Source organism: Anaerococcus jeddahensis (genome assembly GCF_001182725.1).
GTDB lineage: Bacteria > Bacillota > Clostridia > Tissierellales > Peptoniphilaceae > Anaerococcus > Anaerococcus jeddahensis.
On record NZ_CWHU01000003.1, the window covers coordinates 1 to 11,083 of the forward strand.

The 11,083-nt window shown below is 32.2% G+C and carries 10 protein-coding genes and 1 rRNA gene; all 11 read right to left on the reverse strand.

The features are described 5' to 3' along the window. Positions 1-77, reverse strand: a 16S ribosomal RNA gene (locus BN2087_RS00475); the annotation flags it as partial. A 378-nt stretch (positions 78-455) separates the two neighbouring features. Beyond that, positions 456-1,775: a glutathionylspermidine synthase family protein gene (locus BN2087_RS00480; RefSeq protein ID WP_049689942.1), complete on the reverse strand. Its 1,320-nt coding sequence runs from the start codon at positions 1,773-1,775 to the stop codon at positions 456-458. Positions 1,776-1,793: 18 nt separating this feature from the next. Beyond that, complete coding sequence (locus BN2087_RS00485) at positions 1,794-2,018, reverse strand: DUF951 domain-containing protein (protein ID WP_049689943.1); 225 nt, start codon at positions 2,016-2,018, stop codon at positions 1,794-1,796. Next, positions 2,005-2,880 (reverse strand): mechanosensitive ion channel family protein, encoded by an 876-nt coding sequence (locus BN2087_RS00490; protein ID WP_049689944.1) that lies wholly within the window; start codon positions 2,878-2,880, stop codon positions 2,005-2,007. The genes BN2087_RS00485 and BN2087_RS00490 overlap by 14 nt, the downstream gene beginning before the upstream one ends. Then, a complete protein-coding gene (locus tag BN2087_RS00495) occupies positions 2,881-3,390 on the reverse strand; it encodes an SGNH/GDSL hydrolase family protein (RefSeq protein WP_049689945.1) in 510 nt (169 codons plus the stop codon). It abuts the gene before it with no gap. Further along, positions 3,390-5,381, reverse strand: coding sequence for an alpha-amylase family glycosyl hydrolase (locus BN2087_RS00500; protein WP_049690100.1), 1,992 nt, complete (start codon positions 5,379-5,381; stop codon positions 3,390-3,392). Before BN2087_RS00500 ends, BN2087_RS00495 begins: the two co-directional genes overlap by 1 nt. Positions 5,382-5,418: 37 nt before the next feature. Beyond that, positions 5,419-7,479 carry an elongation factor G gene (gene fusA, locus BN2087_RS00505; protein WP_049689946.1) on the reverse strand — a complete coding sequence of 687 codons (2,061 nt, stop codon included), beginning with the start codon at positions 7,477-7,479 and terminating at the stop codon, positions 5,419-5,421. 476 nt (positions 7,480-7,955) lie between these two features. Continuing rightward, the gene (locus tag BN2087_RS00510; RefSeq protein WP_049689947.1) at positions 7,956-8,324 is read right to left on the reverse strand and encodes a DUF956 family protein; all 369 of its coding nucleotides are present in this window, start codon (positions 8,322-8,324) and stop codon (positions 7,956-7,958) included. Next, a complete protein-coding gene (locus BN2087_RS00515) occupies positions 8,324-9,253 on the reverse strand; it encodes a PTS system mannose/fructose/sorbose family transporter subunit IID (protein ID WP_049689948.1) in 930 nt (309 codons plus the stop codon). Before BN2087_RS00515 ends, BN2087_RS00510 begins: the two co-directional genes overlap by 1 nt. Before the next feature lie 8 nt (positions 9,254-9,261). Then, positions 9,262-10,071, reverse strand: a complete 810-nt coding sequence (locus BN2087_RS00520) for a PTS mannose/fructose/sorbose transporter subunit IIC (RefSeq protein ID WP_049689949.1) — start codon at positions 10,069-10,071, stop codon at positions 9,262-9,264. 9 nt (positions 10,072-10,080) lie between these two features. Further along, entirely contained in the window at positions 10,081-11,082 is a 1,002-nt protein-coding gene (locus tag BN2087_RS00525; RefSeq protein ID WP_049689950.1) for a PTS sugar transporter subunit IIB, read from the reverse strand. Between the last annotated feature and the right edge of the window lies 1 nt (position 11,083).

The following is an 11,083-nucleotide window of genomic DNA, read 5'->3' on the forward strand; positions in this document are numbered from 1 at the left end:
AAGTTTCATCGTTCGACTTGCATGTGTTATGCACGCCGCCAGCGTTTATCCTGAGCCAGGATCAAACTCTCATTTAAAGTTTGATCTTGACTATTGTCATTTTTCGTTTGGTTTACTCAAAGTAATTAACTTTGTAGTATTATTTATTTGTTTTTAAAGGTTCATGTGTCAGCTGTTGCTGACTATTAAAGTCTACCACCTTTTTTATTGCTTGTCAAGTTTTTTTGTAAATATTTTTCTTTTTATTTACTTTTCTCGACTGCTTTTCTGGTGTCGACTTTTATATTATATCTCGTTCATTTTTATTGTCAAGTTTTTTTTGAAAGTTTTTTGAATCTTTTTTCTCAATCTTCTTTCAACTTTGACTTGAACGAGTTAAAAAAAATATAGCTGTCTTAAACAGCTATATTAGTATATTATTATTTTTTTCTTTTGTCAAATATTTTTATTATTTTTTATTTTTCTTTTATTTTTAGGGAACTTACTACGTAATATTCTCTTGCTGAGCTTATTAATGCTTTGTTTCCTATCCTCATATATGGGGCTATAAATTTTTTATTGTAGGCAAATAATCCTGTTACATATGAGAAATTTTCTAATTTCCCTTCTTTTTCTTCCATTTTTATAAATTTTAAGGGTTTTACTGTGTAGTATTCTTGATATATATAGTTTTTGTTTTTTATTTCTTCTAATATTTTCCTAAATTCTTCTTTTGTGTGTTCTTTTCCTACGTATATTCCGTGTGAGGCATAACCTTGGATTGGTTTTAGGATATATTTGTCCTTGTTTTCTATTAATTTTTCTTTGTCTTTTTGGTAGTTTAATTTTTCTGTGTATGGTATGTGATTTTTTATAAATTCATTTTCTTTTTCTGATAGGATTTTTTGACTTTCTTCGAGCCTTAGGATTCTAAATATATCTTTTGTGTAAAAAAGTGTTGACCTAAATGAGCCTATGCTTATTATTTCATCGTTTAGATAGGCGTCTATCAGATTTTTTCCTATATCTTGATTTTCTATTAGATCACTTGTTACAAGTCTTCTGTATACAAGGTCGATTTTCATATCTTCTATATATAGGCCCTTATTTTTTCTTTCTAAATCTTTTAGGTTTGCAATTTTACAATTGTGACCTCTTTTTTTGAACAGTTTTTTTATGGTTTGAAATTCTATATTGTCAAATTCTATTATGTCAACTATGGCTATGTTTATTTTTTCCTTTTTGCCTTTTATTGAAAAATATAATTCTTCTATTGAATCTACCAGTGTTTCTAGTAGATTAACGTGGTCTATTTGGTATTTTTCTTTTAATTTTTTTATGGCTTTTGTATCTTTCATCAAATCTGCCAAAGATTTATCTTCTAACATGGCGGATGAGCCGTCTGTGTTAAGTTCGCAAAATTTATAGTCTTTTTTACCGTCATACATCACGTCAAATCTTGCTATGGGTGTCGAGATATCATAGCCTGGATTTTTTAGGATTAATTTTTCTGTCAAAGGATCTAGGTCGAATAATTTTCTGTAATTTTCGTTTTCTACATATTCTTTTGTGACTTTTTCTACTATGGACATAAATATATTTATCATTTCATCGTAGAGTTTAAAATCTTTTTTATCATAAAAATATGCATCATATAAGGTAGGAAGTTCTTCTTCTTTATAGGTTGCCCCGTATTCTTTTCTTTTTTCGAGTATTTTTTCGAAATCTTTTCTATATTCTTGGTAGTTTTCGTTAATTATTTTTTCATAATCGTTTTTTATTTTATCGTTTATCATTAATTCCTTTTTTCTCCTCTAGTCTTCTGGGTTATAGTTTACTATTGATACAAATTTTCCATTTTTGTCTTGTATTTTTCTAACCCTCTTGTCAAAGTCTGTCCTTTTTAGCCAAACTAATTTGTCGCAGCCTAAACACCTAAGTTTCATGTCTGCGCCCATTCTTTCTATTTTCCATTTGTTTTCTCCACATGGGTGGGGTTTTTTTAGGCTTACTATGTCGTTTAATTTATATTTTTTCATAAATTTCCTCTTCTAATAAACTGCTTTTTATATTTCTTTTTTCCATTTCAATTTTTATTAGCTCTCTTACTTTTCTTGAAATTTCCCATTGTTTTCCCATTTTTACAAGGGAGGTTACTCTTACTTTGTAGGAGAAATCTTTAAATTCTGTTATTTCAAAAAAACTTAAGTCTTCTATAAAGGCTTTTTTATATTTTGGCATACTTATTATTTTCTGGGACACTGCCTCAATCATTTCTTTTACATCTTCTAGTTTTGTATCGTTTGATACACAAAAATATGCCTCACTTTTTTGGGCTCCCCTGTTATAGTTTTGAACATTTGTTATGTTTGAGTTTGGAATTATGTGAAGAGATCCGTTGTAATCTCTAATTTTTGTAATTCTAAGATTTACTTCTTCTACAGTTCCTTCAACTCCCGAACAGACAACCCATTCTCCAACTCTTAGTTTATCGTCAAAAATTATCAAAACCCCTTTTACAAAATCTGCTATCACGGTTTGGGCTCCAAGAGCAATGGCGATACCACCTATTCCAGCTGTAGCTATTAGGCTTGATGTGTTTATTCCAAACATATCCAAAATCATGGTTATTGCAATAAAAATTATTATTATCCTTATTATAGAATAAAAAATTCTTGATAGGGTTTCTAATTTCGCCGGATTTCTCTTTAATTTATTTTTGTTACTATTTAAAAATTTCCTTATTATCTTATGAACTAATTTAAGGGCAACAAAACATAAAACCAAGACAATTAAAACAGAAATTATATTTATAGCGAGTTTGTTTCTCAAAAATTCTGGTAAAAGCGAGCTTTTTTCTACCATCTTGTCAATTTTTTCTATATCTTCTAATTCGTTCATCTAATCCCCCTCTATTAGTTTTATAATTTCATCGGCAAGTTTTTGGTGAAAAATTTTGCCCATATGAAGACCATCTAGGTAGGATGGCTCTATTTTTCTTCCGTCAACTATTAAAGAATCTAATTTTAAAAGTTTTTGGGCAAAATCATTTAATTTTTCATTTACATATCCATAGATTGGATAGGCCTCTTCCTCCTCAATTAGGGGCGGAATAATTATAATATTTTTTCTGGCATCCGATAAATCTAGTATACTTTTGACATTTGAATATGCAAGATTCACACTTTCACCATTCAAAAAGTCATTTGATCCACCAAAAATTATTAAATAATCAATTTTATCGTATTTGTTTTTATTTTTTTCATACCTTTTAACCATATCATCTGTTGTAGAACCATTTATGCCAAAATTTATAACTTCAAAACCCGCTTTAGTTAAAAAGCGGGTGTAATTACTGCATTCTACAAGATACCCTTGGGTAAAGGAATCTCCAAGAGCAAGTATTCTCATTAATCTACCTTCTTTAAAGCAAGGGCTGTTCTTGATGGGATATAAATTTCAATTCCATCGTAGTCAGTATTTTCTAAATTTTTAGATTCGTAAATAAATTCTTTTGAAATCCTACCAAGTCCACCAAATTCTTCATCATCTGTATCAAGAATCACCTTAAATTTTCCCTTATCGTGGATTGGCACTTGGAAAGAATCGTAGGAATTTTGTGGGTGGAAATTGAAAATATAAACTATATCCTTATTTCTGTAGGCTATAACTTTTCTGTCATTATCAAGCCAGAGCCTAAAAATATCATTTCCTAATTGCTTGTTTTTTGTGATTTGATCAAGCATTTTTCCATCCCATTTTAAGAACCAATCATATTTTAATAGGTCATTATCTGCCAAAGACCACAAACGTCTTGCATAATGGAAGGAATAATTATTTCCTTCACGAGGAAAATCTATCCATTCAGGATGGCCAAATTCATTGCCCATAAAGTTCAAATATCCTTCAGCTCCCATTGAAATTGTAACCCATCTTATCATTTTGTGAAGGGCAATAGCCCTATCAATTACAATGTTGTGGGTTTTCTTTTCCATATCCCAATACATAGCAGAATCTGCTAGCCTAAAAATCGTAGTTTTTGATCCAACAAGAGCTTGGTCGTGACTTTCTACATAAGAAATTCTTTTTTCTTCAGGCCTATAGGTTGAAAGTTCATACCACATTCTTCCCATATCCCAATCTTCGTCACGTTTTTTCAAAGCTTTTTCCCAAAAATCTGGAATGCCCATGGCAAGTCTATAATCAAAACCAATTCCTCCATCTTTTATTGGAAGACACATTCCAGGCATAGCTGACATATCTTCAGCAATGGTTATGGCATTTTTCTTAACTTCCCTAATAAGTTCATTGGCAAGTTGAAGGTAGTTTATAGCTTCAATATCAGTATTCATAGAAAAATATTTTGAATAGTTGTCAAAATTTTCGCCTCTACCGTGATTTTTATAAATCATGGAAGTTACACCATCAAATCTAAATCCATCAAAGTGGAATTCATCTAGCCAATATTTTATATTTGAAAGAAGAAAATGGCATACACCAGGTTTGTGATAATCAAACAATTTTGAATCCCAATCAGGATGGTTTCCTTCATCTCCTTCATGGAAAAATTGGTATTCTGTTCCATCAAAAAGATTTATTCCCTCAATAGTATTTTTCACTGCATGTGAATGAACTAAATCCATTATTACATTTAGACCCATTTCGTGAGCCTTGTTTATCAAGGATTTTAAATCATCATTTTCTCCATACCATGAAGATGGGGCAAAGAAATTTGAAACTTGATAGCCAAAAGATCCATAATATGGATGTTCAGCTATAGCCATAAGTTGAATTGTGTTGTATCCTTCTTTTTTAATTCTTGGAAGAATATTTTTTTCAAAATCTTTGTAAGATCCAACCTCTTCTTTTTCTTCCGCCATACCAATATGAGCCTCATAGATTAGAAGGTCTTGGTTTTTAATTTTAAATTTTTCGTCAGTCCACTTAAATTTTTTCCTAGGATTTTCTAAGATTGCAGAAAATTCAAGATTTTCATCTCTTTCTACCCTTCTTGCAAAAAGAGGAATCCTATCTTGGAAACTATCGCCATAGTCAACCATGACTTTTAGTCTTGACTTATGAGGAATGGTCCTAATGCCCTTTATAAAAACTTCCCAATCTTCATCATTGATTTTTTTAAGAGGATGAGCATGTCTATCCCAATTATTAAAATCTCCAATTAGGTAAAGTCCTTTAGCATTTGGGGCCCATTCCCTGTAAATCCAACCAGTTTTCACCTTGTGAAAGCCATAATATTCGTGGGCATTGGCAAAATCTTTTAACTTTTCGCCTTTTTTCAAAAGTCTAGCCTTTTGTTTTTTGTATTCATCCATCCTAAGATCTATATCATTTTTATAATCCTTAATCCAAGGATCAATTTCCAAAATCTTCCAATCTTTCATTATTTGCCCCTTTTCTATATATTTTTTACCACTTATTTTATTCTTTCTTGTTAGCCTCAATTATTTTTTCTGTTAATTCCTTTGGAACTTCTTCATATTTTTCAAATTCCATTGAGAAAGATCCACGAGCTTGTGTCATTGATCTTAAATCTATTGAATATTTTAAAACTTCACTTTCTGGAGCAAGAGCAGAAATTATTTGTGAGCCGTCTTCTTGTGGTTCCATGCCCAAAATTTTTCCACGTCTTTTGTTCATATCTCCCATAACATCGCCCATGTACTTGTCATCAACACTAATTTCAAGTTTCATTATAGGTTCAAGTAGAATTGGTTTTGCTTCAACAATTCCTTTTTTGAAAGCTAGTCTTGCAGCAGATTTGAAAGCTTGTTCGTTTGAATCTACTGGGTGGTAAGATCCATCATATAAAGTAGCCTTTATTCCAACAACCTTGTATCCTGCAAGAGGACCCTCGTCCATAGAATCTTTTAGACCTTTTTCTACAGCTGGGAAGTAGTTTTTAGGAACTGCTCCACCAAATACTTCTTCCTCGAAAATAAATTCTTCATCACATGGTTCAAATCTAATAAAAACATCACCATATTGACCAGCACCACCAGATTGTTTTTTGTGTTTACCTTGAACATCAGATTTACCCTTAATAGTTTCTCTGTAAGGAATCTTTAGGTCAACAACTTTAGTATTAACAGAATAATTTTCTTTTAATTTATCCATCAAAACTTCAAGTTGAACATTGCCAAGTCCTGCCAAAACTTCTTGCTTAGTTTCAGCATCTCTTCTATCCTCAAAAGTAGGATCTTCTTCAGATAATTTCTTCAAAGCAGCTGAGATTTTATCCTCATCGTTTTTACTTTCAGCCTCAATTGCATAATATAAAACAGGTTTTGGATATTTAATTTTCTTATATTCAATAAGATTTTCCTTTGTGCACAAAGAATCTCCAGTTTGAAGACTTTCTTGTTTAGAAAATGCCCCAATATCTCCAGCAACAACTTTTTCAGTTTTAAATTGTTCTTTTCCTCTTAAGTAGAATATATTTGAAGCCTTTAATTCCTTGTCCTTACTTATATCATAGAAAGTTTGGTCTTTTTTGATAGCTCCAGATAAAACCTTAAAAATTGAAATTTTACCCAAAAATGGGTCAGCGATTGTTTTAAAAACAACAGCAGAAAAAGGCGCATCTTCTTTTACATCAAAAGCTTCATACTCATCTTTAACTCTAAATCCAATATTAGCTTCAGCGTGGTCTGGAGATGGCATATATTTTGTAATAATATCCATCAATAAATCAAGACCAATTTTTTTATCCAAACTTCCTCCAACAAGAGGAACTGCACTACCATTAATAATTGCTTTTCTAAATCCTTCTTTAAATTCCTCTTCAGTGAAACTTTCACCAGAGAAATATTTATCCATAAGTTCATCATCGCTTTCAGCAACAACTTCTTGGATTTCCTCATAAACTGCATTTACTTCTTCAAGTCTAATTTCAGGTATTTCAACCTCTTCGGCCTTTCCGTCAACATATTTAAAAGCTTTTTTATCTATAACATCGATCAAACCTTCAAAATTTTCGCCTTCACCAAGGGTTAAGGTTAGTGGGATTATTTTTTTGGAGAAATCTATGTGTAGGTCACTAACTACTTGGTTGAAATTAGCATTTTCTTTGTCTAATTTATTAAGAAAAATAATTCTTGGCAAAGAAATATTTTCAGTATATTTCCAATACTTTTCAGTCCCTACTTCAATTCCATTTTCTCCATCAATTACAAACAAAGCTGACTCGCTTGCTCTAAGAGCGTTTAATACCTCTCCTTCAAAGTCAAAAAATCCAGGAGCATCGATAAAGTTTACCTTGTAATCTTTATATTCCACAGGAACTATTGAAGTTTGAATTGAAATTTTTCTTTTGATTTCTTGTTTTTCATAGTCAGATACAGTATTTCCGTTTTCTACCTTTCCAACCCTATCAATAGCCTTTGTAAAATATAGTAAAGATTCGGTCAAGGAAGTTTTCCCTGCTCCTGAATGCCCTACTAAAGCTAAGTTCCTCAATTTGTTTGTTTTATAATCTTTCATAATAAAATAACCTCCGTTTTGTCGATGAAAACATTTTTTCATTCTATGTATATTTATATACCCAATTTATTAAATTTAACTTATAAATTTTTATAAAGAAGTCAGATTTTTTTGGTGAAAAAGTTTTTATTGTTAAAATTTATTCTAAAAAATCATAGCAAATTAAAATTTTCTACAAAAAAAGACCCAGAAAATCTGAGCCTCAGAGCGTAGACAAAGTCTAATTATTAAGAATTATTAGTGATTTAGAATTAAATTAATATTAACCCATCTCGACTAGATTATTGTGCCTTGATTTGGCACAATAATCCCTAAAACTAAGTGAGAAATCACGAAGAAGTTTGCAAAGCAAACGTGTTTTAGTGTGAGTGAAACGAACGCACGGAGAGATCTCGTGAGATTTCTCGACTCACTACGTTCGCTCGAAATGGATGTTTTTTAGTTTGTTAACAGTCTGAGACCCAGAAAATCTGAGCCTATTTTTTTATTAAATTTTTAAATCCTCTTTTAATTACTTCAAAAAATGATAAGGACCTTCTTAATTTATTTGAATCTATATAATTATTTAAAGCTCGCAAGGTTTTTTTATTGTCCTTGGTCGTAAAAATAAAATTTCCGTTTTCTTTGGTGTGAATTGCAAATCTAGATATTTTTTTGCCAAATATAACCGATGCACTCACAAAAGAAATTTCCTTGTAGGGAATTTGTACGTAGTCATCAATATTTTTTTCATTATAAAATTCAAAGGCCTCATCGCCTATCATTATATTTCCATCTGAGGTAAATCCATTAAGGCATCTCGCCTTAATGGATAAATCTACTTTTTTGTTTTGGCTTTGAACCATTACATAATTCCAAGTACAGATGCAATTATTCCTATTATAAATAGGGCTACGATTATAGCGATTGGTGATACATTTTTCTTTAGTAATTTACAAATTCCAAGTGTTAATAACATTGGAACAAGTCCTGGTATTAATTGGTTTAAGTTATCTTGTAGGGTTGTAACTTTTACTTGGTCAAGTCCAGCTGAACCTAATTGATCGTAAAGTTTGAAGGCTTCTTGAAGTCCCTTGCTTCCACTTGATAGAGAATTCCAATCAATAAATGAACCTGCTTGTTGGGTTACTTCTGATACATTTACTGTAAATGTTACATTTACCCATCTTTGTACCAAAGCTCCAACTATAAACATACCTACAATTGATGCAACCAAGGTAACTTTTCCCAAAAGTCCACCAGATAAGTCTTTGGTTATTTCATTTCCTACCTTGTAACCAAATTCTTGAGTTTTCCACTCAAATAACATTCTTATAATATTCCAAACTACAAAAAATAAAATTGGTCCGATTATATTTCCTGTTAAAGCCATTGATGCACCTAAAGCTCCAATAATTGGTCTTGCTGTAAACCAGAAAACTGGATCTCCAACACCTGCCAAAGGTCCCATCATCCCTACTTTTACTGAGTTTATTGTTTTATCATCAATTGGAGCACCATTTGCTCTTTCTTCTTCCATAGCAAGGGTAACTCCCATTACTGGGCTTGAAAGATATGGGTGGGTATTATAAAACTCTAAGTGTCTTTTTAAAGCAGCTTTTCTATCTTCTTCTGATTTGTATAATTTTTTGATAGCAGGAATTATTGAATAACACCAACCACCGTTTTGCATACGTTCATAATTCCAAGAACCTTGTAGGAGTTGATGACGATTAAATACTTTTATCCTATCAGATCTTGATAATTCTATTCTTTTTTCATTTACTTCAGTCATATTTCCTCCTAATAATCATTTATAATATCGCCAAGTGGATCTCCAGTATTTGCTGATCCATTTGATGAAGATGATTCTTTAAGTTTTAAATAGATAAGTGCAAATGAGAATCCTAAAACACCTAGTCCTATTAGGGTTATTTGTGGGATTGCTGCAACTGCAAAACCAATGGCAAAAAATGGCCAGGTTTCTTTTGTGCTCATCATATTAATTACCATTGCATAACCTACTGCTGCAACCATTCCTCCACCTACTTCCATACCATGCTTTAACCAATCTGGCATAGAATTTAAAACTCCTGTTACAACTTGTGGTGAAACAAAGCAAAGTGCTGCTGCAGGAACAGCAATTCTAAGTCCTTGCATTAAAACTGCAAGCATATGAAGAACTTCAATTTTTCTGAAATTTCCTTCTTCTGCTGCTGCATCCATTCCGTGAACTATTGGAATTGATAAAGTTCTTGCTATCATTGTCAAAAATAGACCTGCTACTGAAAGTGGAATTGCAACTGCAATTGATGTGTTTATTGCGTTATTTACATTTCCTGTTCCATCTTGAAGAGCTAAAACCATGATAATTGCACTTGCTACTGATGCTAGGGCTGCATCTGGTGCTACTGCTGCACCTACATTTGCCCAACCAAGAGCAATCATTTGAAGCGCTCCACCAAGCATAATTCCTTCTTTTAAATGTCCACTTACAAGTCCAATCAAAGTACAAGCCACGATTGGTTGGTGAAATTGGAATTGGTCTAGGATTCCTTCCATACCTGCAAGTAGAGCAACTATAACAATTAAAATAATACTAATTGCTGACATAATTCCTCCTTAAGCCAAACCAAGTTCTGATTTTGCTTTTTTCATAATATTTGTAAAATTTTCAGGCTGATTTGCTGGAACTTTTCTTACATCGATTTTTATTCCCTTATCGAGTAATTTTTCAAAAGTTTCAACATCTTCCTTGCCCATTGAAACTGTAGAAGTTACATAGGCCTTTCCTTGTGAGTGAGCCATAGATCCAAGATTTATTTCTTTTAAATCTGCACCTTTTTCGATTAATTCTAGGGCATCTTGTGGTGTTTCAAATAATAACATCGCCCTTGTATCTCCAAAACGTGGATCTTTGAAAATCTCTGCCATTTTCCATATTGGCACAACGTGAGCCTTTACTCCTGGAGGAGCAGCCTCCATTATCATTGACTTACGCAAAGCATCCTCACTTACATTGTCACTTACAACAATAATTCTTGACGGATTTGTTGCTTTTGTCCAACTTGTTGCAACTTGTCCATGAAGTAATCTTGTATCAATCCTTGCGAGAACAACATCAATTTTTCCATCTCCAATTACAGTTCCTTCTGGAATTGATCCAGTGTGTTTTGGAAGATTTTCTTTTGATTCATCTTTTGCATTTGACTTATTGTAGTCGTCCATCAAGGATTCTGGTTTAGTTTTTACTCCTTCTTTGGCAGGCTCTAATAATAATTTTGCAAGATCGTGTGATTTTTCTTCCATTAATCTTGAGCCAAGTGCCTCAATTAGCATGGGTAAATTTAGTCCGGTAAGAACTGCCCACTTTTCTTCGTTTCCATCCATAAGAGCTGAAACTTGATTAAAAGGTGTTCCGCCCCAAAGATCAACCAAGAAAAGGATCTCTTCACAATCAAGTTTTTTGATTTTTTCTTCAAGGTCTTTTCTTAAATCATCAGGACCCATAGAAGGCAAGAGAACAGCTGTTTCGAGTTTTTCTTGTTCTCCAAAAATCATTTCACCAGATTGTCTTATACCTTGGGCAAATTCGCCGTGACTTGCCAGTATAATACCTATCATT

Bases quoted from the DNA above. Each gene is read 5' to 3' on its own strand.
- BN2087_RS00480 (WP_049689942.1), bottom strand. From the start codon at position 1,775: ATGATAAACGATAAAATAAAAAACGATTATGAAAAAATAATTAACGAA.
- BN2087_RS00485 (WP_049689943.1), bottom strand. From the start codon at position 2,018: ATGAAAAAATATAAATTAAACGACATAGTAAGCCTAAAAAAACCCCAC.
- BN2087_RS00490 (WP_049689944.1), bottom strand. From the start codon at position 2,880: ATGAACGAATTAGAAGATATAGAAAAAATTGACAAGATGGTAGAAAAA.
- BN2087_RS00495 (WP_049689945.1), bottom strand. From the start codon at position 3,390: ATGAGAATACTTGCTCTTGGAGATTCCTTTACCCAAGGGTATCTTGTA.
- BN2087_RS00500 (WP_049690100.1), bottom strand. From the start codon at position 5,381: ATGAAAGATTGGAAGATTTTGGAAATTGATCCTTGGATTAAGGATTAT.
- fusA (WP_049689946.1), bottom strand. From the start codon at position 7,479: ATGAAAGATTATAAAACAAACAAATTGAGGAACTTAGCTTTAGTAGGG.
- BN2087_RS00510 (WP_049689947.1), bottom strand. From the start codon at position 8,324: ATGGTTCAAAGCCAAAACAAAAAAGTAGATTTATCCATTAAGGCGAGA.
- BN2087_RS00515 (WP_049689948.1), bottom strand. From the start codon at position 9,253: ATGACTGAAGTAAATGAAAAAAGAATAGAATTATCAAGATCTGATAGG.
- BN2087_RS00520 (WP_049689949.1), bottom strand. From the start codon at position 10,071: ATGTCAGCAATTAGTATTATTTTAATTGTTATAGTTGCTCTACTTGCA.
- BN2087_RS00525 (WP_049689950.1), bottom strand. From the start codon at position 11,082: ATGATAGGTATTATACTGGCAAGTCACGGCGAATTTGCCCAAGGTATA.